This is a genomic window from Pseudaeromonas paramecii (genome assembly GCF_039540575.1).
GTDB classification, from domain to species: domain Bacteria; phylum Pseudomonadota; class Gammaproteobacteria; order Enterobacterales; family Aeromonadaceae; genus Pseudaeromonas; species Pseudaeromonas paramecii.
Map to the genome: position 1 here is coordinate 58573 of NZ_BAABFC010000007.1, position 22065 is coordinate 80637.

Genomic DNA, 22065 nt, shown 5'->3' on the forward strand with positions numbered 1-22065 from the left:
CCCATTTCAATTAGAGAAGCGACCATGATCATTACCCCCAAGGTACGTGGCTTTATCTGCACCACCACTCACCCGGCCGGCTGCGAGGCCAACGTCCGTCAACAGATCGCCTACGTCAAGAGCAAGGGCCCCCTGGCGAACGGTCCCAAGAAGGTGCTGGTGATCGGTGCCTCCACGGGTTACGGCCTCTCCTCCCGCATCGAGGCCGCCTTCGGCTCAGGTGCCGCCACCCTCGGTGTCTTCTTCGAAAAGCCCGGCAGCGAGAAGAAGCCCGGCAGCGCCGGCTGGTACAATGCCGCTGCCTTCGACAAGGCGGCCAAGGAAGCCGGTCTGTATGCCAAGAGCATCAACGGCGATGCCTTCTCCAACGCCTGCCGCGAGCAGGTCATTGAGCTGATCAAGCAGGACCTGGGCCAAATCGATCTGGTGGTCTACTCCCTGGCTTCCCCGGTGCGCAAGCTGCCGGATACCGGTGAGCTGGTGCGCAGTGCCCTGAAGCCCATCGGCGAGGTGTACAAGACCACCGCCATCGACACCAACAAGGACGTCATCATCGAAGCCGAGGTGGAGCCGGCCAACGAGGAAGAGATCGCCAACACCATCAAGGTGATGGGCGGTGAAGACTGGGAGCTGTGGATGCAGGCCCTGGCCGACGCCGGCGTGCTGGCTGATGGCGCCAAGACCGTGGCCTACAGCTACATAGGCACGGATCTGACCTGGCCCATCTACTGGCACGGCACCCTGGGGCGCGCCAAGGAAGATCTGGACCGCGCCGCCCGCGCCATCGGCAGCCAGCTGGCCGCCAAGGGCGGGGAAGCCTATGTGGCGGTGCTCAAGTCCGTGGTGACCCAGGCCTCCGCCGCCATCCCGGTCATGCCGCTGTATATCTCCATGTCCTTCAAGATCATGAAGCAGATGGGCCTGCACGAAGGGTGCCTGGAGCAGATCCAGCGGCTGTTCGCCACCCGGCTCTACAGCGGCGCGGCGACCCCCACCGACGAGCAGGGCCGCATCCGCATGGACGACTGGGAGCTCAAGGACGAAGTGCAGCAGGCCTGCCGTGATCTGTGGCCGCAGATCAACGACGGCAACCTGTACCAGCTCACCGACTACCAGGGCTACAAGGACGAGTTCTTGAAGCTGTTCGGTTTTGGTTGGGACGGCGTGGACTACGATGCCGACGTCAACCCAGACGTGCAGTTCGAGGTGATCAACCTCTAATCGGCACCCCAATCAGACAAGGCCCGCTTTTGCGGGCCTTTTTGTTGCCGATCCTTTGCCAGATCGGCGGCTCTTCTTGCCACTGTCATATCTACACTCAGTCACCGAAAGCCTACCCACATCCCATTATTTAGGTCTTCTAGGACTATGCTACCTGTCGCATATGGATCCTTTTGTGTCCACATCTGCCCGGACTCGTTCCTACACGCTGTTGGTCCTAACTCAGATGGTATATGCCAATGCCGTTTAGCTCATTGATTCACCAATATGCGAGGAGAACGAAAGATGACAAGGCACCTGCGGCGCCACACCCTGTTTACCGACCAGATGAAGGCCTTCTTGACCCGCCAGTCGCCGGAGGCGCGACTGACGCTGAGTGGCGCGGGCACCAACTCGCTGGCCGCCTGGTTCTTGGGGCCTAAGGCCGAGAACAAAGCCTTGTTCACCCGGCTCATTCAGTCAGCCATCGAGGCGAACTGCGCTGTGCGGGAGACGCTGTTCGATGATCCCGCCTATGTGACGGCTGCGCGCAAAGATCAGGATTATGATCTGGCTGTCGACAGAATGGAGTGTGAGTTCAATAAGTTACTGGCCGCACTTGGCAGCTCTGTGCCCTTTTTCAGCTACCGTTATCAGGCCCATATGAATTGGGATCTGACCATGCCGGGGCTGCTGGGCTATTTTGCCGCCATGCTCTACAACCAGAATAATGTGGCGCTGGAGGCCTCGCCGGTCACGGCACAGCTGGAACATGAGGTGGGTCAGGATCTGTGTCGCATGCTCGGCTTCGATACCGACGAGCAGAATCCTGTCCCCCCCTGGGGCCATATTACCTGCGATGGTTCGGTCGCCAACCTGGAGGCCATGTGGGCGGCCAGGAATCTCAAGTATTACCCCCTCTCGCTCAAGATGGCCCTGCAGGCGGAGCCGCTGCTGCAACCCCACGCTCAGGACATACGGGTCACGTTATGTGATGGCAGTGTCGGAATACTGGTTGAGCAAGACGCCTGGACCCTGTTCAACCTGCACCAGGATGAGGTCCTCAGCCTGCCGGAGCAGATAGCCTCGGCTTGTGGCATCACCTCGTCCCAATTGACCCAGCTGTTGGATCCCTACTTGCTGCAAAGCACGGGGATCCAGGAACGGGTATTGCGCCTGACGGAAGGTACGGCGGTGCCCGTGGTCATGGGGCCGGCTACCAAGCACTACTCCTGGCCGAAGAACGCCGCCATTCTGGGCATCGGCAAGAGCCAGTTCGTCAACATCCCAGTGGATGAGATGGCCCGAATGACGGTTCGCTCTGGCAGGGGGGCCAGTCTGGAAGCCGAGCTCGAAGCCTGCCTGCAACAAAAGCAGCCTGTCTTGATGGTGGTGGTGGTGCTGGGATCCACCGAGGAGAGTGCGGTCGACCCATTGGCGGAGGTCATCCAATTGCGGGAGCAATTCCGGCAACGGGGCCTGGAGTTTGTGATCCATGTGGATGGCGCCTGGGGGGGTTACTTTGCCAGCCTGCTCAGGGGCTCGGTCGAGCGCTTGCCGACGCCAGCCGGCGATGTCGCCGAACAGGTAACGCCTGTGCTGGCGATGAGCGAGTATGTCACCGCCCAGTACCAGGCCATTGCCCAGGCGGATTCGGTCACCATAGATCCCCACAAGGCGGGCTACATACCCTATCCGGCCGGGGGGCTTTGTTACCGCAACGGGGCCATGCGCAATCTGGTGGCCTTCCTGGCGCCGGAGGTCTATCACAGCGATGGGCTGGACGCCAACATGGGGGTCTATGGTGTCGAGGGATCCAAGCCTGGTGCCGCGCCGACTGCCGTCTACCTGAGCCACAGGATCATTCGCCCGGATCGCAGCGGTTACGGCAAGATTTTGGGGCAAGCCCTGTTTAACAGTAAGCGCTTCTATTCCGCCATCATCACCATGGCCGAGGCATGGGATGACTTTGTTGTCGTCCCGGTGCAGCAGATCCCGGCAGAAAGAGCCGGTCTGTCGCCGGAACAGATAGCGGCACAGATGGATTTCATCAAGACGCGGATCGTGCCGGTGCAAAACAATGCGCTTATCCAGGATGCCGAGGCCATGGCCTTGCTCAAGGAGCTGGGTTCAGATCAGATCATCATCACCTATGGCCTGAATTTTAAATGCCAGGGCCGGCTCAACCCGAGTGCCGATCTGGCCAACCAATTCATGCAGGATGTGTTCCTCAGGCTTAGCGTGCGTCCCTCGCAGACCTCAGCCGACAAGATGGATATCCCCAATCTCATCATCACCACGTCGGATTTTACGCCGGACGAGTACGGCGATGATTTCGTCGCAACCTACATGCGGCGGCTGGGGGTCGAGGTGCCGGCCGCCGAGTTGCCGACCATGCATTTTCTTTCCTCCACCACCATGTGCCCCTGGCTCACCGCCACGGCGGAGGGCAACTTCATCCCGGAATTGATTGCGGCTTTTCGGACGGCGGTGGCGGCGGTACTGCCCGCTTACCAATAACTCAGGCAAGGAGAACACCATGTGCACAACCATGGCAGTCGGCAAGCATGCCACCCTGGATGGGTCGGTCATCATAGCCCACTCGGACGACGATGTTTCCGATGAGCGCCTAATCCAGGTGCCCGCTACCTCGGGTCATGCTCCCGCCCGGGATACTCGACCGGTTTACTACGATAATGCCGCCCTGGGCCCCATGACAGACCCTGTCAGCGGGCGGCTCTACAACGCCAGCGAACTCTACCGCTACATAGGTGGATCCCGTGGCCCCGGCTATCAGCTCACCGAGGAAGAGAAGGCCGCGCGGGATCTGTACGACAGCATTCCGCTTGGCAGCATTCCCCAGGTGGCATCCACCTACGCCTATTTTGATTCCAGCTACGGGGTGATGAATGAAAAGCGGCTGATGATTGGCGAGTGTACCTGTGGCGCCAAGGTGCATCCCACGCCGGAGCCGGGCATGCGGCTGTTTTACTCTGCCGAATTGTCCCGGGTGGCCCTGGAGCGTTGCAGCAATGCGCGCCAGGCGATTCAACTGATGGGCCAGCTCATCGCCGACTACGGTTACTACGGCACCGGCGAGACCCTGCTGATCGGCGATACCGACGAAGCCTGGGTCATGGAGATGTGCGGCTATGACATGGATGGGACCGACGGGCTCTGGGTGGCTCAGCGGGTACCGGACAACGGCTATTTTGTTGCGGCCAACCAGTTCCGCATCCGGGAGGTGCTCACTGACTCGGATGACTTCATGTATTCGGAGAACCTGCATGAGGTCTGTGAGGCGCTGGGGTGGTGGGATCCCGCCATCAGTCCCTTGTTGGACTGGTTGCCCACGGTGAGTTTCGGCGAGTACAGCCATCCCTATTATTCGCTGCGCCGGGTCTGGCGCGCGCTGACCAAGGCAAAACCCTCCGCCAACTTACCCGCCTGGGTCGAGAACGGTTACACCCGGGCTTATCCGTTTACGCTTGTGCCCGATCGCAAGCTGGCGGTGGCCGATGTCGCGGCCATCTACCGCGATCACTACGAGGGCACCGAGTTCGATCTGACCCGAGGCGCGGGGGCGGGCCCCTGGAGTAATCCGACACGCTATGAGAACAATCCGGATCAGGGCAATGCCTTTGAGATAAACGTCTATGCCCCCAAAGGCGCGTGGGAGCGGCCGCTCTCCATTTACCGATGTGGCATGATGTGGATCAATCAGGCCCGCGCTGGTCTGCCCGAGGCGCTGAGTGGCATTGCCTGGGTTGGGCTGGATCGTCCGGCGGCCAACTGTCTGCTGCCCTTTTATTGTGGCGTCACCAAACTGCCCGACTGTGTGCAGCGGATGAACCTGCTCGACTTCGACATGGAGAGTGCCTGGTGGGCGTTCAACTTCGTTGCCAACTTCGCCACCCTCAAGTACGGCTACATGATGCCGGATCTGCAGGCCGTGCAGGCCAAGCTTGAGGCTGTGGCTTATGGGAAGATCGCAGAATTTAACCAAGATGAGGGCAATCCCACACCGGAGCAGCTCACCGGCTTTTGCTGCGAGCATGCCGACGCTGTGCGCAAGGCCTGGTGGTCGTTGGCAAACCAATTGATCGTCAAATATAACGATGGATGTCTGACTAACCCGACGGTGACCATGCAGAAGATTGACTATCCCGAGCCCTGGTTGCGCCAGGCGGGTTACTATCAGGGGCCCATCAGTTACGACAGGCAAGTGTGTCGGGAGGACCGCGCCGAGTGAGGCGTCTGCCCTAGGTACATACAGACCCGCCGGTGAGCGGGTCTGTTTTATCCCAAAGGCTGACAACCCCCTCCGCCGGTGGCGTCACCGGCGCATCTGCCAATCGCCGTACCCGGGCTGGGGCATGACGACGAGCCCTGTTGAGGCCATCATCCCCTTGAATAGGCAACGGCTTCCAAAAACAGCTCATGGCTGGGGCGTACCCCGGTGTACAGCACAAATTGCTCCACCGCCTGAAGGGCAAACACCTCGGCGCCGGTCACCACCGCCTTGCCCTGGGCGCGGGCTTCTTTGAGCAACGGGGTCTGGGCCGGCAGGGCCACCACCTCGAAGATCACCTGGGCCTGGGCAATCTGCTCCTGGCTGAAAGCCAGGGCATCAGCCTCGGCACCGTCCTGCATCCCCACCGGGGTGGCGTTGATCAGCAGTTCGGCCGCTATGCCTGTCATATCGGCCTGGTAGTGATAGCCGTAGAGATCCGCCAGTGCCTGGCCGGTGGCGGCATTGCGGGAGATGATATGGCCCTGGGTAAAGCCGGCCTGTTGCAGGGCACAGGCCACGGCCTTGGCCATGCCCCCGCTGCCCTTGAGGGCAAACGGCAGGCTGTTGGGGATCCCGCGCTCCCGTAGCAACTGGGCGATGGCCAGATAATCGGTGTTGTAGGCTTTGAGATGGCCGTTGCTATTGACTATGGTATTGACCGAATGGATGAGCCTGGCTGACTCATCCAGTTCGTCCACCAGCGGGATGACGGCTTCTTTGAACGGCATGGAGATGGCGCAGCCGCGAATACCCAGGGCGCGGACCCCAGTGATGGCGCCTGTGATGTCCTGGGTGGTGAAGGCCTTATACAGATAGTCCAGATCCAGGGCATCGTAGAGGTAGTTGTGAAAGCGAGTGCCGTAGTTGCTGGGGCGGGCGGCCAGCGACATGCAGACCTGAGTATCCTTGTTTAACTGCCGGGTCATCAGAACTCCTTACGGTGAGGGCGGCCAGCATTGGCCAACGATCTCTACCATGCCCCAAGCGCCATCGCACGAAAAGGGCTGGCTTGCCCGCAGTGAGGTTTCCTCTTTTGCCAATCCAGGAGCGATATGGAGATCACAGAGCGACAGTCTGAACAGCTCCCTGCGCTGCAGGCCCTCTACCTGGCCTCGCGCCGCGCCGCGTTCCCCTGGTTGGATACCCGGGAGTATGCCCTGGGTGATTTTGAGCGAGATACCCAGGGCGAGCGGGTACTGGTGGCCCTGGAGAAAAACCGGGTGGTGGGGTTTATCGGCATCTACGAGCCGGATCAGTTTATTCATCATCTGTATGTAGCCCCCGACCGGCTGCATCAAGGCATAGGCCGACGGCTGTTACTGGCGGCCCGGCAAACCTATCACACCATGCACCTTAAGTGCCTGACCAGAAATCAACGGGCCCTGCTGTTTTATCGCGCCATGGGCTTTACCTGCCAGGGGCGGGGTAGGGGAGAACATGGTGATTACTATTGGCTTCAACTGGCATCGCACGATTGAGCCACATCAGGAGCGAGTCATGTACCAGATCATCAATGTGCATCAGTATCCCGCCGGTTTGGATGAGGCGGCGCGTTACCTGCACCACAAGTGGGGGGATGATGGTAATTACCCCTTTTATTGCGATGTGGTGCAGCACTCGGCGGCCAGTGGAACTGGCTTGCCGCAATTCTTCCTGTTGATGGACGAAGACGAGATCGCCGGCTGTTACGGCTTCATCGTGAATGACTTCATCAGCCGGCACGATCTCTGGCCCTGGTTGTGCTGCTTGTATGTGGCACCAGCACACAGAGGGCAGCGTCTGAGTGGACGGCTGTTGGAACATGCCGGGCAGTGGCTGGCGGCCTCGCCGTATGCAAGCTTGTACCTGACCACGGACCATGATGGTTTCTATGAGCAGTTCGGCTGGCGCCGCCTGGCAGATGGCTATGATCCCAGTGGCCAACCCCGCAGTATCTATGGCCTGGAACGCGAGGGCCGATAGGCCGCCATCGTTCAATTTTCTGCAATAGGGTTGGCCTGGGAGGCGGGGACAGGGGCAAAAAATGTGATTGGGTTAAAAAAGGTATGCAAAAGTTAACTTAGCGCTATGATATTACGCAAAGACTCTAACTTCGACTGGGTGACGCCGGTCGGAACAGCATAATTAGACTCATCACAAGGAAGAACGCATGCCGATCCCCTACAAGCGGCTGTCTCGTCAGGCGACTCGTCTGGCGGGTCTGTGCTTATTCAGTGTCACCGCCCTGCCGGTCTGGGCCAGCAGTGCCCTCTCCAGCCAGCAGTTGCTGGAGCAATTCAACCTCATGGTGTTTGGCAATACCACCTCCTATCAGGAGGTGGCGGGCCGCGCCTATGTGGGGGGCAGCGCCAGTGGCGGAACCTATGCCGCCTGGGGCCAGACCCTCGGCAGCTCCAGTTATGCCGGTCTGACGGTACAGGGCAGCGCCAGCGGTGTGTCGGTGCAAAACGGTGGTGCCGTGGTTGGCGGTGCCATCAGCAACAGTACCATCAATAATGGCAGCTCGGCCATCCTGGGGAGCAGCAGCAACACCAGTTACAACGGCAGCGGCACCACCTATGTGGCGGGCAGCGTCGCCGGGGGCAACCTCAATCAGCCTCTCATCAGCGATCTGAGCCAGAGCAGCCTGTTAAGTGCCGAAGTGCAGGCCGCCCAGGGCACCAGCACCAGCGACTACCAGAGCCAGCTCGTTGACCTGTCTCAACAGCTGTCCACCCTGAGTGCCACCGGCAGCACCAGTGTCAGTGGCAACAAGGTGACCTTCACCGCCACCGCCGGCAGTGATGGGGTGGCGGTCATCGATCTCACCGGCAGTGCCAGCAGTCTGTTGACCTCCTACGGCGAGTTCCAGTTTGATGTGGCCAGCGATGTCAGCACCCTGATCTTCAACGTCACCGGCGACAGCCTGAGCCTGTATGCCAACTTCCTGGCCGGTAGTGCCCAGCAGCTGGCCACCAATACTATCTGGAACTTTATCGATACCAGCTCCCTGACCCTCTCCAGTCAGTTTGGTGGCACCATACTGGCGCCCTATGCCAACCTGACCAACAGCAATGAAATTTGGGGTGGCGTATTCGTGAACAATCTGACCCAGTATGGTGCCATTCGGGATGCCGGCTTTACCGGCTCGGTAACCGGTATCGCCTCGGCCGTGCCGGAACCGGCTTATGGCTGGTTGTTGGGCTTGGGCATGCTGGGCTTGTGGTGGCGGCAACGCCGGGCCTGATGTCGCCCGTCACTCTTGAATAAGCGCGCCACATGGTGCGCTTTTTTTGTGGCCGGATAGACATATTGGCCAGATGCTCGCGGGTTGGCGGAGAATGGGCTTGCTAAGTTTGATGCGCGGCGCAGTTGGTCAGCATCGGCCATGCTAGCGTGGTGGGGAACTGACTGGTCTTTTAGGAGTAGCCCATGCAAGCCAACCCCCTCATCAGTGCCAATTTCGTCGACGACCTCAAGCTGTTGTCCTGCTTTGAGCCGGATAACCTGCAACAGGGCATCAAGTTGCATCACGAGTGCGATCCCGCCCTGCGTCAGGCCGCCGATCGCCTGCATCAAAAAGGGATATTGACCGCCGCCGACGGTGGTTATCTCACCCCCTTTGGCATGACACTGCGGGAGCAACTGCAACCCCTGATCAACGCCTTGGGCGAGCCGAGCCGTTAATCCGGCGTACTGAGTTCCTTCGGCCCTTGCAGCTGGTAGAGTTCCAGCTTGGCCAGCTGCCAGTCGGGGGTGACGTGCGTCGCCTCCGCTGGTTTCTCTTCTCTTTCCATCACACAGGCAAAGCCCACCGGCGGCTGGCTCTGTCTGGCTTCGCCTTCCACCAATAACCGGTCGCCCGGCAGGGCCTGGCGCTGGGTCACATGCAAATCCATCAGTCGGCCCAGGCGGATGGCCACCAGCTTGACGCACAGATCGACCCCTGCCTGGCTGTCGGCCGGCAGGGGCAGTGGCGCCGTGGGGGCCATGGCTTGACTGGCCGAACTCAGCACGGGTATCAAGAGCAGGCTGAGCAGCAACCGATATCGGCTCATCAGCTGCGGTCCTCGTTGAGCAGACGAATCGAGGCGGGATTGCGCCAGCGGATCCGCGGCGCCAGCACCTGAGCATTCTGTGCCGGAGTCTGCTCGGCGATGAGCTGCTGGATCAGGCTGAAGGCATGGAAGGCCAGTGCCGGGCAGTCCTGGGCGATGGAGTCGATGCGCAGGGGCAGACAGTCCAGCAGATCGTGATCGTCGAAGCTGCCCAGATAGATATTGGCTTCCATCAGCTGATGTTGCTGCAGGTAGCGCAGCACCCCTTCGAGCAGGGTGAAGGAGCCGGTAAACAGCGCCTTGGGTGGGCGGCCCAACTGGTTGCACAGCTCGGCCATCATGTCGTAGCCGGAGCGGGGCTGGAAATCCTTGTGCTGGATCCAGTGATCCGGTGGCGTGATGCCGGCGCGCTTGAGCCCCAGCTCATAACCGGCCAGCCGGTGCCGACTGGGGGAGAGCTTGAGTTGTCCGCCGAAGTAGTAGATCTCGTCCGGGCTGTGGCGGGCAAGCATCTGGGTCACCTGGGCGGTGGCCTGGCAGGCATCGGAGATGACCATGGGCAGGGTGGACTCGCCAATGTGCCGGTCCAGCTGCACCACCGGCAGGCTCTGGTTGATCTTCTGATAGAGCTGATCGCTTAAGGCACTGGAAGCTACCAGCAGGCCGTCCACCTGCCGCTGGATCAAGGCGTCCACCACCATCTGCTCCTGGGCCGAGTTGTCGTCGGTACAGGCGATGAGCAGCTGTAGACCCGCCTCGCGACAGAGGGTCTCCAGCTCCCGGGCCGTGTAGGCAAAACCGAAGTTCATCAGATCCGGGATCACCAGGCCAAGGGTGTAGCTGCGGCCCGAGCTCAGGGCGCGGGCGTGGATGCTGGGCTGGTAGTGTTGCTCCCGGGCGATGGCCAGCACCCGCTCGCGGGTTTCTTCGGCGACACGGTATTCATCGCTGCGGCCATTGAGCACCAGGCTGGCGGTGGCCTTGGAGACCCCCGCCAGCTCGGCGATGCGACTGATGGTGACACGTTTTTGATTTTTCACTGGCTTCTTCAGCTCATGGGCGTGGCCCATTCTAGCATGCAGGGCGACAGCGGCCAGTACTCCAACCGTAGCTCTGCGCTGCCCGTCCAGCCCAGCGGCACCGCTTCCCCTGGGAAATAACGCGACGACATTACCACCTCACCGCCATTGATGAAGAGTTCAATGCTGGAGGCGTCCAGCAGCAGGCGCAGATCCATAAGCTCGCCGTGCCAATGGCGGCTCTCCCATTCGCCGGTGCGCCAGTTGCGGCGGCACAGGGTCAGGGTGTGGTTCACATAGGCCAGCCAGGCGGACTCACCCAGGGTCAGCTGCCAATGGCCCTGGGGCTGCAAAAACAGCTCGGCACTGCGGCCATCCAGCAGGGGGGCGGCCTCGGCGGGGCCTTGCCAGCGAGTGCCGGGGCCGCGCAGGGCCGTGAGCTCCCGGGCCGGCTGCTGATACAGACGCCCCGCCACCAGACGCAGCTCCCGTGGGCAGGTCATCTGATGCTGCCAGCCATAATCGCGGGTGGGCTGGCTGGCCTCGTTGTCATCCGGCAGTCCCATCCAGCCGACGATCAGCCGGCGGCCATCCCGGGTCAGGGTGGTCTGGGGCGCGTAGAACTCGAAGCCCAGATCCAGCTCGGTAAACTCGCCATGGGTCAGGCGACCGCTGGCGTAGTCCATCTGGCCGACAAAGTAGCCGGACTGGAACAGGTTCTGGTAGCGATCCCCTTGGGGGCTCAACCCCTGGGGACAGCAGATGAGCACGTCGCTGCCATCCAGCTCGAACAGATCCGGGCACTCCCACATGTAGCCGAACTCGCCCAGGCCGTTGTGGCCAGAGCCGGTCAGCTCACCCAGCAGTTGCCAGTGCTGCAGGTCGTCACCGCGATAGCAAAGCACCTGGCCCTTGAGCTGGGCATCCTGAGCGCCCAGTACCAGGTACCAGTGGTCGCCCTGGCGCCAGACTTTCGGGTCCCGCACGTGGCCCGTGTAGCCGTCAGGCAGGTCGATGACGGGGCCCAGCTTTTCGAAGGTGCCGTCGTCGATCTGGCGGGCCAGGCACTGATAGGCGGTGCGGCTACCGTCGTCGTACTTGACGTTGCCGGTGTAGATGAGGTGGACACGGCCTTGGTGCAGCACGGCGCTGCCGGAATAGCAGCCGTTGCGCTCGTAGGCCTCGCTGGGCAGCAGAGCCACCGGCTCGTGCTGCCAGTGCACCAGATCCGTCGAGGACCAGTGGCCCCAGAACTTGGCACCGTGGGCGCAGGCCAGGGGGTTCCACTGGTAGAACAGGTGGTAGCCGTCATCGGCCTCCACGAACCCCACAGGATCGTTGAGCAGGCCCACCGGGGGCGCCAAATGCCAATGCGGCCGATGGGGGTCGGCCGCGGCGCGGAGTTGCCCGGTCATCAGCGACCGGGCGAGCTTATGCAGTAATGTCAGTTCGGACATCATTCGCTATCCGTCTTGTAACGCAGGGTGTAGGAGACAACGAACGCCAGGCCGAACGCAATCACCATGCCGATGAGGTAATTCAGCACCGAGTTGGCCTGCACGATGGCAATCCCCGGGATACCGGTCAAGCCCACGGCGGTCATGCCCACATGGCTGGCCACCACCCAGGCGCCACCGGCGGCACCACCGAGCAGGGCGGCCAGGAAGGGTTTGACGAAGCGCAGGTTGATACCAAAGATGGCCGCTTCGGTGATCCCCAGCAGACAGGAGGCGGCGGAGGGCACGGCGATGGCCTTGATCTTCACATCCCGGCTCTTGAAGTAGACCGCCAGACAGGCACCACCCTGAGCCACGTTGGCCATGGACCAGATGGGCAGCAGGAAGTTGACGCCGATGTCCGGGTTACCCAGCAGGCCCGCCTCAATGGCGTGGAAGCTGTGGTGGATGCCGGTGATGACGATCATGGAGTAGGTGCCGCCAAACACCAGACCCGCCAGCCAGCCGGCATGGCCGATGAGGTTACTCAGCACGAAGGAGATGCCATCACCCAGCATGCGACCGGCGGGGCCGATGAACAGCAGGGCCACGAAACCTGTGATGAAGACGGTGAGGAAGGGGGTCAGGATCAGATCCAGGGCATTGGGGATCACCTTGCGCAGGCGCTTCTCCAGGTGGCTCATGAACCAGACTGCCAGCAGCACCGGGAAGACGGTGCCCTGGTAACCGATCATGGCCACGTCGATGCCGAAGAAGCTCATGGTCTTGAAGCCGCCGGCCACGCCCCAGGCGTTGGTCAGGGCCGGGTGGGTGAGTATGCCCCCCAGGGTGGCCCCCAGATAGGGGTTACCGCCAAATTCCCGGGCGGCGGTAAAGCCGATGAGGATGGGCAGTATGATGAAGGCGGCGGAGCTGAACATGTCCAGCATGATGAAGAGGGCGGAGTCGCCGCTCACCCAGCCGTAGGTCTTGACCATCCCCAGGGCACCCATCAGCAGACCGGAGGCGACGATGGCCGGTATGATGGGGACGAAGATGTTGGACAGGGTGCGGGCGATGCGCTGGGCCACGTTGAGCTTCTGGGTGGCCAGCTGGGTCACCTGCTCCTTGCTGGCCTCCGCCAGACCGGTGAGGGCGGCGAATTCGGCATAGACCTTGTTGACCACCCCGGTGCCGAAGATGATCTGGATCTGGCCGGCGTTGCTGAAACAGCCTTTGACGCCGTCCAGCTTCTCGATGGCAGGCTTGTCCACCTGCTTGTCATCCACCAGCACCAGACGCAGCCGGGTGGCGCAGTGGGCGGCGCTGGCGATGTTGTCTTTGCCACCCAGCAGGGGCAGCATCTGATTGACCGTTGCTTGATAGTTCATCTTGTTCCTCGTTTGCCTTCTTCTTGTACCGTTTTCTTGTACGGTTCACGGGGCGCCGTCATAGCGGCGCCCCGACCGGGTTAGAACCAGGTTTCCATCTGGACGCCAAAGCTCCACTGGCCACCGCTACCAAAGTTGTTGCTGCCCAGGGTGTCACTGTCAGCATAGCCGTCCAGTTCCTTGTCCCAGTCCATGTAGGTGGCGAACAGGCGCAGCTCGGGGCGCTCGAAGAAGCCGGCCGCCGTGCTGGCCTTGAAGGTGGGGGCAAAGGTCAGCTTATAGAAGTTGCCCTTGGCTGCCTGGTAGTCGTTGTAGCCCTGGGGATCCAGATCCATGTACTGATAGCTGCCTTCGTACACCAGCTCGAAGTTCTCGGTCAGTTCCTGGGCCAGGCGGGCGTTGAAGGTGACCCACTTGTAGTCGTCGCCCTTCACATAGCGGTCGGTGCTGGATTGGGCCAGGATGGCCGGTGCCAGGCGCCAGTTGCCGGCGAACTGGGTGACCCCATAGGTGGCCAGACGGAAGGTGTCGGCATCCTTGTTGAGGGCTCCGTCACTGCCGATGCCCTTGACCTCGGCGCCCAGGCCGTGACCGTACAGGGCCGCCAGCTTGAAGAAGCCGTCGGACAGACCGTAGAAGCTGTCACCGTGCCAGGCCAGCATGGTATGCACCCCTGAGCTGGCGCCGTCTGCCACCCGGGCATCGTTATCCTTGGCCTTCAGGCCGTTCAGCATCCACTGCAGCTTGCCGAAGTAGTTGTTGGCGGTGAGGGTGTAGCTTTCAATGTCGTCGTTGACGGTGCCCAGGGTATCCACAGAGCCATAGTCCCGACCATACAAGGAGAAGTTACTGCGGGCGCTGTCGTTCCACTTCACGTCATAGATACCGGCGCCGGTCCCTGCCAGGAAAACGATGTCGGAGTCGAGGAAGTGGATGTCGAAGTTGTCCCGGTCAAAGCGCTTGCCCGCCCACAGGGTGGCATCCTTGAAGGTGGGGCTGCCGGCAAAGGAGGGCAGGCTGCCCAGCTCGGCAAACACCTGACGCACGTTCAGCGAGGAGGTGCTGGCGGTCCAGTCATTGCTGGACTCCTGACTGTCGGCCAGCATGATCTTGTAGCGGGTGCTGGTGCCGTTATCCAGGTGGCTCTTATGCTCCAGATTCAGCTCCATGTAGGTGTCGTCTTCATTACCCAGACGGCCGACGGCACCGCCCACGCTGCCGGCCGGGGTCAGGTAGGGGCCGCCCTTGCTGCCACTGGCCTGGTCGTTGATGAGCAGGCCGGAGCGGGCGTAGCCGTGGAACTCCAGGCCGCTGAGCAGCTCGGTCTTCTTGCTCAGCTCGTCGGTCTTGGCGGCGGTGGCCTGAGTCTGGTCGGCGGCAGTCTGGGCTTGACTGGTGGCGGCGGCGGCCTGGGCTTCTGCTGCGGCGGCACGAGCTTCCGTCTCGGCCAGGCGTTGCTCCAGGGCCGCCAGGCGGGTTTCCAGGTCGGCGGTACTGGCTGCCAGGGTCGGGGCGCTCAGGGTGGCCAGGGCGATGGCGGCAGCGAGGGTACTGGGTCTAAACATGATGTTGTTCCTTCAGGGTCAGTTAGCCTTGTTACTTTTGTTTTGCTAAACCGGTTTTGCAGTTTGGAGGTTAGGGGCTGGATGCGGGATTATCAAATGAAGTTGCTAACTGGTTTTAGCAATTGTGATCCCTCGTGCAAAATTGCGGCGATACGGCGGGAAAATGGTTTCAAGTGGCTAGCTGATTCGTGTCAGCTAAGCTGTTTTGCCGGCTAAACAAAAAAAGCCGGGCGCGAGGCCCGGCAAGGAGTAGGACACACCTAGGAAAGGGTTAGCCGGCAGCCAGCTGGGCCGCCGTCGGCAGGGCCGTCATGGCCCCCTTGGCGCTGCAGGCCAGGGCGCCGCAGCGCTGGGCATGCTGCAGTATGGGTTCGAGGCGCGACCAGTCAGGCAGCTCGCCCGCCTGGGCCAGCCCCGCCAGCAGACCGGCAACGAAGGCGTCGCCGGCCCCCGTGGTGTCTACCGGCTGGATGGGCTGGGTCGCCAGCCGGTGAAGCTGTCCCTGATGACAGGCCAGCAGGCCGTCGCCACCCAGGGTGATCACCAGCAGCTCCAGCCCGAAGCGCGCCACCAGCTGGCGCGCGCCGGCCTCCAGCGCTACCGGGCCGCACAGATAGTGCAGCTCCTCTTGGGAGAGCTTGACCACCTGGGCCAGGGCCAGCGCCTGTTCCAGGCAAGGCCGGAGCTCGGCTGGATCGGCCCAGACGTCTTCACGGATATTGGGATCGAAGCTCACGCGACCACCGGCGGCGTGCACGGCGGCCATGGCGGCAAAGGTGGTGCCGCGCACCGGCTCCCGGGCCAGGGCCAGGGAGCAGCAGTGCAGCCAGTCACCGGCGGCAAACTCGGGTAATTCGTCGGTGGTGAGGAACTGATCGGCACTGGGATTGACCAGGAAGGTAAAGCTGCGCTCGCCACAATCGTCCAGATCCACCAGCACGGTGGAGGTGTGATGGTCGGGATCGGCGAACAGCTGGGTGGTGTCGACGCCTTCGCCTTGCAGTACCCCACGCAGGTAACGGCCGAAGGGATCCTGGCCCACCCGGCCGATGAAGCGGCTGCGGCCCCCCAGTCGGCTGGCACCGACGGCCACGTTGGCCGGCGCACCGCCGGGGCATTTGATATAACGGCCATCGCTGTCGGGCACGAGATCGATCACCGCATCCCCCAGCACCCAGATGGTGTTTTGCATGTTGTTTCCTCACTGTGCAGTTTTGTTAAAGATAGCTAAATCGGTTTAGCGGATCACGCTTTCTCTGTGGATCCTGCGTCTGATGTGATCTGACTCACGCCTTGATGGCCTTTCCTGTGCCGGTCGAGGCAGGGGCGCGGCGGCGCTCCATACTCATAACGAGTCCAGATCCCCGTCAGGAGCCGCCATGATCCGTGCCGTCAAACCCGAGGATGCCGAGCAGTTGAGCCAGATCTATGATGCCTATCAGTCTCAGAGCGGGGGTGGCTGGGAACGGGACCCCTTGGAGCCGGATCGCATGGCGGAGCATATCGCCGCCTGGACACCGCGCCTGCCATGGCTGGTGTACTGCGAGCTGGACAAGCCCCTGGGCTATGCCTGTGCCATGCCCTGGCGTGAGCAACCGGCCTTTCGCTATACGGTGGAGACCTGCGTCTATCTGGATGCGTCGGTGCGGGGGCAGAATCTGGGCAGCCAACTCTATCGGGCCTTGATCGGTCAGTTGCGGGAACAGCAATTTCATCAGGCGCTGGCCGCCATTCCGCTACCCAACGCCGCCAGCATTCGCCTGCATGAGAAGCTGGGGTTTCGCAAGGTGGCTCATTTCAACGAGGTGGGCTGTCAGGCGGAGCGCTGGATCAACCTGGGCTATTGGCAACTGTTGCTGGCGCGCTTTGCGCCACAGGCGGCCCCTTAGCGCAATCGTTTGCTGCGTTTGACTCCATCCGCACTTTTGCTTTGGCCCGTGCCGTGGCCCTGCTATACAATATCCGCCCTTTATAGCGTGCAGGGGCCGCGGACGGTCGCCTTATTGCGGGAAGTATGCAGTCATGATCCCAAGACTTTCTCTTCAGGATGGAATCAAGCCTCAGTATCAGGCCTTTGTGGCGGCGCTGGAGCGCGCCGGGTTTGTCGGTGATATCGAGACCGCCTATGCCAGCCGTCTGGTGGTAGCGACAGACAACAGTGTGTACCAGTGGCTGCCCCAGGCCGTGGTGTTTCCCAAGGACACCCAGGATCTGGCCCGGCTGATGACCTTGGCCAGTCAACCCGAGCATGCCCAGATCCAGTTTTCTCCCCGTGGTGGTGGTACCGGCACCAACGGCCAGTCCCTGAACGACGGCATCATAGTGGATCTCTCGCGCCACATGACGGCCCTGCTGAGCCTGGAGGCCGAGGCCCGTACCGTGCGGGTGCAGGCGGGCCTGGTCAAGGACAAGCTCAATCAGGCGTTGAAGCCCCATGGCCTCTTCTTCTCACCGGAACTCTCCACCAGCAACCGTGCCACCATCGGCGGCATGATCAATACCGATGCTTCCGGCCAGGGCTCCCTGGTCTATGGCAAGACCTCGGATCATGTGCTGGCGGTCACCGCCGTGCTGATGGACGGTACCGTGCTGGAGTGCGGTCCGCTGCGTGGTGACGCCCTGGAGGCCAAGCTGGCCCAGGACGATAGGGAAGGGGCCATCTACCGCCAGGTGCTGGCCTCGGTGGAGGGCAAGCGCGCCGAGATCGACGCCACCTTCCCGCCCTTGACCCGCTTCCTCACCGGCTATGACCTCAAGCATGCCTATCTGCCCGCCGAGGGCGAGCTGCCCCGCGGTCTGGATCTCTCCCGCCTGTTGTGCGGCTCCGAAGGTACCTTGGCCTACATCACAGAGGCCACCCTGGATCTGACTCCCATCCCCAGCCTGCGTACCCTGGTGAACGTCAAGTACCAGAGCTTCGAGGCGGCCCTGCGCCATGCCAATGTCATGGTGGCCGCCGAGGCGCTGTCGGTGGAGACGGTGGACTCCAAGGTGCTGAACCTGGCCCGTGGCGACATCATCTGGCACTCGGTGAAGGATCTGATCGCCGACGTGCCGGGACAGGCGATGCAGGGCATCAACATTGTCGAGTTTGCCGGTGACGACGCGGCCGAGCAGCAGCGTAAGGTGGCGGCCCTGTGCGCCCGTCTGGATGCGCAGATGGCGGCCGGCGAGGCCGGGGTCATCGGTTATCAGTGCTGTGACGATCTGGCCAGCGTGGAGGCCATCTACGGCATGCGCAAGAAGGCGGTGGGCCTGCTGGGCAATACCGCCGGGCGTGCCAAGCCGGTCGCCTTCACCGAGGACACGGCCGTGCCGCCTGAGCACCTGGCGGATTACATCATGGAGTTCCGCGCCCTGCTGGACAGCCATGGCTTGCACTACGGCATGTTCGGTCACGTGGACTGCGGCGTGCTGCACGTGCGGCCGGCGCTGGATCTGTGCGATCCCGAGCAGGAGGTGACCCTGCGCAAGATCTCCGATCAGGTGGTGGCCCTCACCGCCAAGTACGGTGGTTTGATGTGGGGTGAGCACGGCCGGGGTTTTCGTTCCGAGTACGGTCCGGCCTATTTCGGCGACAGCCTGTTTGCCGAGCTGCGCAAGATCAAGGGGGCCTTCGACCCGGACAACCGTCTGAACCCGGGCAAGATCTGCACGCCCTTGGCCAGTGACGCCGAGCTGGTATCGGTGGATGCCGTGAAGCGCGGCCACTTCGATCGCCAGATCCCGGTGGTGGTGCGCGACAGTTTCCGCGAGGCCATGGAGTGCAACGGCAACGGCCTGTGCTTCACCTTCGAGCAGCACTCGCCCATGTGTCCCAGCTTCAAGCTCACCGGGGATCGCATTCATTCGCCCAAGGGGCGGGCCGGTCTGATGCGCGAATGGCTGCGCCAGCTGGAGAATCAGGGCGTCAACGTGCTCAGCGAAGAGGCGGATGCCCAGCTGGCCGGCGGCCTGCGCTGGAAGGAGCTGGTGGACAAGGTGAAGAACACCCTGGCCCGCCGTCGCGGCCAGTACGACTTCTCCCACGAGGTGATGGAGGCCATGCAAGGCTGCCTGGCGTGCAAGGCCTGCTCCAGCCAGTGTCCCATCAAGGTGGACGTGCCGGCCTTCCGCGCCCGCTTCATGCAGCTGTATCACCAGCGCTATCTGCGTCCCGTGAAGGACTACTTTGTCGCCACCGTGGAGTCTTACGCCCCCCTGATGGCCAAGGCGCCGGGGGTGGTGAACTTCTTCTTGCAGCAGCAGTGGGTGCAGGATGTCACCGCCAAGACAGTCGGCATGGTGGACGTGCCCCTGCTGAGCCAGCCGACCCTCAAGCAGTCATTGGCCGGCCACGATGCCCGCCTGTTCGATCTGGCCAAGCTGGAGGCCATGAGCCCGGCCCAGCGTAGCAAGGTGGTGCTGGTGGTGCAGGATCCCTTCACCTCCTATTACGATGCTCCCGTGGTGCGGGATCTGGTGCTGCTGATCGAAAAGCTGGGCTATCAGCCGCTGCTGATGCCCTTCAAGCCCAATGGCAAGCCCCAGCATATCAAGGGCTTCCTGCGGGCCTTCGCCAAGACGGCGGCCAATGCGGCCCAACTGCTCAATCGCCTGCATCACCTGGGCATCCCCATGGTGGGGCCGGATCCGGCCATGGTGCTGTGCTACCGGGACGAATATGCCCGCGCCCTGGGGGATGCCCGGGGTGACTTCCAGGTGTTGCTGCCCCAGGAGTGGCTCAAGGGGGCCATTCACGCCATTCCGCAGCGTCAGCTGGGCCGCTTTGAACCCTACCATCTGTTTGGTCACTGCACCGAGAAGACGGCGGTGCCCTCCAGCCACGGCGACTGGGCCAAGCTGTTCGAGCATCTGGGGGCCGAACTCAAGCCGGTGGCGGTGGGCTGTTGCGGCATGGCCGGCACCTACGGACACGATGCCGGCCACCTGGAGGACTCCAAGGCCATCTATGCCATGAGCTGGCAGCAGGCCCTGGCCGCGCGGCCCAAGGAGCGCTGCCTGGTGACCGGCTACTCCTGCCGCAGCCAGGTCAAGCGGATGGAGGGGGAGAAGCTCAAGCACCCGCTGCAGGCCCTGCTGGGGCTGCTCTAAGGCAAAAGGCGCGGCTACCGCGCCTTTTTCTTGTCCCATATCTTGCACTGGCCCTGCCCCGGGCGTAGTCATAGGGCGTTACCATCATAGGAGACTCTACCTTGCATTGGTCTGCCGCCCGCTTTGCCTTGAGTTCACTGCACCAGCTGCTGATCCCCCAACTGACCCTGGCCCCTGGGCAATGCTGGGCCTTTGTCGGTGCCAATGGCAGCGGCAAGACGGCCCTGGCCCGCGCCCTGTGCGGCGAATTGCCGTTGCTGGCGGGTGAGGCGCCGCCGGCACCCGAGGCGCTGCGCTTGAGCTTCGAGCAGCAGCAGGCCTTGGTCGATCAGGACTGGCAGCGCCGCAACACCGACATGCTGGCCGACGGGGAGGAGGCGGGCTGGCTGGCCGGGGAGCTGTTGCCAGCGGCGGCCGTTCAGACTTCCCCGGGGCAGCGGCTGCTGACGGAACTGGGTCTCTTGCCGCTGCTGGCGCGTCCGTTTCGGGTACTCTCCAGCGGCGAGGGGCGCAAGCTGCTGTTGGCCCGCGCCCTGCTGCAGGCGCCCCGCTGGTTGGTTCTGGATGAGCCCTTTGACGGCCTGGACGCCCAGGCCCGTCGCGAGCTGACCGAGCGGCTGCAGTCTTTGCATCGACAAGGGCAGGGGCTGGTGCTCATCCTCAATCGCTTTGACGAGGTGCCGCCCTGTGCCACCCATCTGGGCGTGCTGGGGGATAACCAACTGCTGCTGACGGGGGCGCGGGAGTCTGTCATGGCTTCCGCCGAGGTGCGGCAATGGCAGCTGCTGGAGCAGCAGGCGCCCTGCAGCCTGCCTCCGCCGGCCCAACCCGCCGCTGCACCAGGCCTGCCCCTGGTCGAGCTGCATCAGCTGACCATCCGCTATGATGAGCACAGGGTGATCCAGGGTCTGGATTGGGCGCTGCTGCCTGGCCAGCACTGGCAGATCACCGGGCCCAATGGTGCCGGCAAGTCGACCCTGCTGTCGGTTATTACGGGGGATCATCCCCAGGGCTACTGCAACCAGGTCACCCTGTTTGGTCGGCGGCGAGGCAGCGGCGAGAGTATCTGGGACATCAAGCGCCACATCGGCCTGGTGAGTCCGGCGCTGCACCTGGAATACCGGGTGCAGACCACCCCGGAGGCGGTGATCTTGTCGGGCTTTTATGACTCCATCGGCCTGTATCAGACGCCGGGGGATCTGGAGCTGTCTCTGACTCGACGCTGGCTGGCACTGCTGGGGCTCAGTGACCAGGCGCGACGCCCTTTTCACAGCCTGTCGTTTGGCCAGCAGCGGCTGCTGCTGATTGCCCGCGCCCTGGTGAAGCATCCGCCGCTGCTGATCCTGGATGAACCCCTGCAGGGACTGGATCCCATCAACCGGCATCTGGTGCGCCACTGGGTGGGCCGGCTGATGGCGGCGGGCCGCAGCCAGGTGCTGTTTGTCTCGCACCATGCCGAGGATGCGCCGGAAGGCATCACCCACAGATTGAGCTTCGAGTCGGACGGGCAGGGCGGCTATGGTTATCGTCAACTGGCCCTGCACACCGAAACGCACGAGTAGAAAAAAGCACCTATATAAGGAGAGAGTATGGCCATTTGGCAGCGCGATTTTACCCTGGACGGGCTCAATGCCGGCTCCGCCAATACCCTAGTGGCTCATCTGGGAATACGCTATACCCAAGTCAGTGACGACAGCCTGGTGGGGATCATGCCGGTGGGGCCCACAGTGCATCAGCCCATGGGACTGCTCCATGGCGGCGCATCCGTGGTGCTGGCGGAGACCCTGGGGTCGGTGGCGGGCAACCTGGCGGTGCCGCGGACGCACTGCTGTGTGGGGTTGGAGATCAATGCCAACCACCTGCGGGCCATGCGTGAGGGACTCGTGACCGGGATGGCGTCCCCCTTGCACCTGGGGGCCACCACTCAGGTGTGGCAGATCCGGCTGGAGGATGAGGCTCAGCGGCTCATCTGTATCAGCCGTCTGACCCTGGCCGTACTGAAGAACAAACCGAAGCGCTGAGATTAATG

At 62.5% G+C, this 22065-nt stretch carries 18 protein-coding genes; 11 read left to right on the forward strand and 7 right to left on the reverse strand.

Annotated elements, in window-relative coordinates; all coding sequences use genetic code 11:
• Nucleotides 1–24 precede the first annotated feature (24 nt).
• The 3 genes from fabV to ABD847_RS05000 all read left to right on the forward strand — a co-directional run bounded on the left by fabV (nt 25) and on the right by ABD847_RS05000 (nt 5452).
• Nucleotides 25–1221 (forward strand): enoyl-ACP reductase FabV, encoded by a 1197-nt coding sequence (gene fabV / locus ABD847_RS04990; RefSeq protein ID WP_345010668.1) that lies wholly within the window; start codon nt 25–27, stop codon nt 1219–1221.
• Between the two features lie 285 nt (nt 1222–1506).
• Nucleotides 1507–3720, forward strand: coding sequence for a pyridoxal phosphate-dependent decarboxylase family protein (locus tag ABD847_RS04995; protein WP_345010670.1), 2214 nt, complete (start codon nt 1507–1509; stop codon nt 3718–3720).
• A gap of 19 nt (nt 3721–3739) precedes the next feature.
• Nucleotides 3740–5452, forward strand: a complete 1713-nt coding sequence (locus tag ABD847_RS05000) for a dipeptidase (protein WP_345010672.1) — start codon at nt 3740–3742, stop codon at nt 5450–5452.
• A gap of 149 nt (nt 5453–5601) precedes the next feature.
• On the opposite strand, the gene ABD847_RS05005 is transcribed toward ABD847_RS05000, so the two are convergent.
• On the reverse strand, nt 5602–6420 hold the full coding sequence (locus ABD847_RS05005; protein ID WP_345010674.1) for a shikimate 5-dehydrogenase: 819 nt from the start codon (nt 6418–6420) through the stop codon (nt 5602–5604).
• A 126-nt stretch (nt 6421–6546) separates the two neighbouring features.
• Between ABD847_RS05005 and ABD847_RS05010 the strand changes: the two genes are divergently transcribed.
• The 4 genes from ABD847_RS05010 (at nt 6547) to ABD847_RS05025 (ending at nt 9160) form a co-directional block, all read left to right on the forward strand.
• Nucleotides 6547–6972 carry a GNAT family N-acetyltransferase gene (locus ABD847_RS05010; RefSeq protein WP_345010676.1) on the forward strand — a complete coding sequence of 142 codons (426 nt, stop codon included), beginning with the start codon at nt 6547–6549 and terminating at the stop codon, nt 6970–6972.
• Between the two features lie 19 nt (nt 6973–6991).
• Nucleotides 6992–7456: a GNAT family N-acetyltransferase gene (locus ABD847_RS05015; RefSeq protein WP_345010678.1), complete on the forward strand. Its 465-nt coding sequence runs from the start codon at nt 6992–6994 to the stop codon at nt 7454–7456.
• A gap of 187 nt (nt 7457–7643) precedes the next feature.
• Nucleotides 7644–8720, forward strand: a complete 1077-nt coding sequence (locus ABD847_RS05020; RefSeq protein WP_345010680.1) for a choice-of-anchor A family protein — start codon at nt 7644–7646, stop codon at nt 8718–8720.
• Between the two features lie 185 nt (nt 8721–8905).
• Nucleotides 8906–9160 (forward strand): TIGR02647 family protein, encoded by a 255-nt coding sequence (locus tag ABD847_RS05025; protein ID WP_345010682.1) that lies wholly within the window; start codon nt 8906–8908, stop codon nt 9158–9160.
• Here the strand turns inward: ABD847_RS05025 and ABD847_RS05030 are convergent.
• The 6 genes from ABD847_RS05030 to ABD847_RS05055 all read right to left on the reverse strand — a co-directional run bounded on the left by ABD847_RS05030 (nt 9157) and on the right by ABD847_RS05055 (nt 16134).
• The gene (locus ABD847_RS05030) at nt 9157–9531 is read right to left on the reverse strand and encodes a hypothetical protein (RefSeq protein WP_345010684.1); all 375 of its coding nucleotides are present in this window, start codon (nt 9529–9531) and stop codon (nt 9157–9159) included. The genes ABD847_RS05025 and ABD847_RS05030 overlap by 4 nt on opposite strands.
• A complete protein-coding gene (locus ABD847_RS05035) occupies nt 9531–10571 on the reverse strand; it encodes a LacI family DNA-binding transcriptional regulator (RefSeq protein ID WP_345010686.1) in 1041 nt (346 codons plus the stop codon). Before ABD847_RS05035 ends, ABD847_RS05030 begins: the two co-directional genes overlap by 1 nt.
• An 8-nt stretch (nt 10572–10579) precedes the next feature.
• Nucleotides 10580–12007 carry a sucrose-6-phosphate hydrolase gene (locus ABD847_RS05040; RefSeq protein WP_345010793.1) on the reverse strand — a complete coding sequence of 476 codons (1428 nt, stop codon included), beginning with the start codon at nt 12005–12007 and terminating at the stop codon, nt 10580–10582.
• Nucleotides 12007–13377, reverse strand: coding sequence for a sucrose-specific PTS transporter subunit IIBC (locus ABD847_RS05045; RefSeq protein ID WP_345010688.1), 1371 nt, complete (start codon nt 13375–13377; stop codon nt 12007–12009). Before ABD847_RS05045 ends, ABD847_RS05040 begins: the two co-directional genes overlap by 1 nt.
• A gap of 80 nt (nt 13378–13457) precedes the next feature.
• Nucleotides 13458–14942 (reverse strand): carbohydrate porin, encoded by a 1485-nt coding sequence (locus tag ABD847_RS05050; RefSeq protein ID WP_425568399.1) that lies wholly within the window; start codon nt 14940–14942, stop codon nt 13458–13460.
• Between the two features lie 271 nt (nt 14943–15213).
• Nucleotides 15214–16134, reverse strand: a complete 921-nt coding sequence (locus ABD847_RS05055; protein WP_345010690.1) for an aminoimidazole riboside kinase — start codon at nt 16132–16134, stop codon at nt 15214–15216.
• A gap of 187 nt (nt 16135–16321) precedes the next feature.
• Between ABD847_RS05055 and ABD847_RS05060 the strand changes: the two genes are divergently transcribed.
• The 4 genes from ABD847_RS05060 (at nt 16322) to ABD847_RS05075 (ending at nt 22057) form a co-directional block, all read left to right on the forward strand.
• Entirely contained in the window at nt 16322–16831 is a 510-nt protein-coding gene (locus ABD847_RS05060) for a GNAT family N-acetyltransferase (protein WP_345010693.1), read from the forward strand.
• 133 nt (nt 16832–16964) lie between these two features.
• Nucleotides 16965–20036: a D-2-hydroxyglutarate dehydrogenase YdiJ gene (ydiJ, locus tag ABD847_RS05065; protein WP_345010695.1), complete on the forward strand. Its 3072-nt coding sequence runs from the start codon at nt 16965–16967 to the stop codon at nt 20034–20036.
• A 101-nt stretch (nt 20037–20137) separates the two neighbouring features.
• Entirely contained in the window at nt 20138–21598 is a 1461-nt protein-coding gene (modF, locus tag ABD847_RS05070; RefSeq protein WP_345010697.1) for a molybdate ABC transporter ATP-binding protein ModF, read from the forward strand.
• A 27-nt stretch (nt 21599–21625) separates the two neighbouring features.
• Nucleotides 21626–22057, forward strand: a complete 432-nt coding sequence (locus tag ABD847_RS05075) for a hotdog fold thioesterase (RefSeq protein ID WP_345010699.1) — start codon at nt 21626–21628, stop codon at nt 22055–22057.
• The last annotated feature ends 8 nt before the right edge of the window (nt 22058–22065 follow it).

Coding starts and splice junctions, on each gene's coding strand:
- fabV (WP_345010668.1), top strand. CDS start 25: ATGATCATTACCCCCAAGGTACGTGGCTTTATCTGCACCACCACTCAC.
- ABD847_RS04995 (WP_345010670.1), top strand. CDS start 1,507: ATGACAAGGCACCTGCGGCGCCACACCCTGTTTACCGACCAGATGAAG.
- ABD847_RS05000 (WP_345010672.1), top strand. CDS start 3,740: ATGTGCACAACCATGGCAGTCGGCAAGCATGCCACCCTGGATGGGTCG.
- ABD847_RS05005 (WP_345010674.1), bottom strand. CDS start 6,420: ATGACCCGGCAGTTAAACAAGGATACTCAGGTCTGCATGTCGCTGGCC.
- ABD847_RS05010 (WP_345010676.1), top strand. CDS start 6,547: ATGGAGATCACAGAGCGACAGTCTGAACAGCTCCCTGCGCTGCAGGCC.
- ABD847_RS05015 (WP_345010678.1), top strand. CDS start 6,992: ATGTACCAGATCATCAATGTGCATCAGTATCCCGCCGGTTTGGATGAG.
- ABD847_RS05020 (WP_345010680.1), top strand. CDS start 7,644: ATGCCGATCCCCTACAAGCGGCTGTCTCGTCAGGCGACTCGTCTGGCG.
- ABD847_RS05025 (WP_345010682.1), top strand. CDS start 8,906: ATGCAAGCCAACCCCCTCATCAGTGCCAATTTCGTCGACGACCTCAAG.
- ABD847_RS05030 (WP_345010684.1), bottom strand. CDS start 9,531: ATGAGCCGATATCGGTTGCTGCTCAGCCTGCTCTTGATACCCGTGCTG.
- ABD847_RS05040 (WP_345010793.1), bottom strand. CDS start 12,007: ATGTCCGAACTGACATTACTGCATAAGCTCGCCCGGTCGCTGATGACC.
- ABD847_RS05045 (WP_345010688.1), bottom strand. CDS start 13,377: ATGAACTATCAAGCAACGGTCAATCAGATGCTGCCCCTGCTGGGTGGC.
- ABD847_RS05050 (WP_425568399.1), bottom strand. CDS start 14,942: ATGTTTAGACCCAGTACCCTCGCTGCCGCCATCGCCCTGGCCACCCTG.
- ABD847_RS05055 (WP_345010690.1), bottom strand. CDS start 16,134: ATGCAAAACACCATCTGGGTGCTGGGGGATGCGGTGATCGATCTCGTG.
- ABD847_RS05060 (WP_345010693.1), top strand. CDS start 16,322: ATGATCCGTGCCGTCAAACCCGAGGATGCCGAGCAGTTGAGCCAGATC.
- ydiJ (WP_345010695.1), top strand. CDS start 16,965: ATGATCCCAAGACTTTCTCTTCAGGATGGAATCAAGCCTCAGTATCAG.
- ABD847_RS05075 (WP_345010699.1), top strand. CDS start 21,626: ATGGCCATTTGGCAGCGCGATTTTACCCTGGACGGGCTCAATGCCGGC.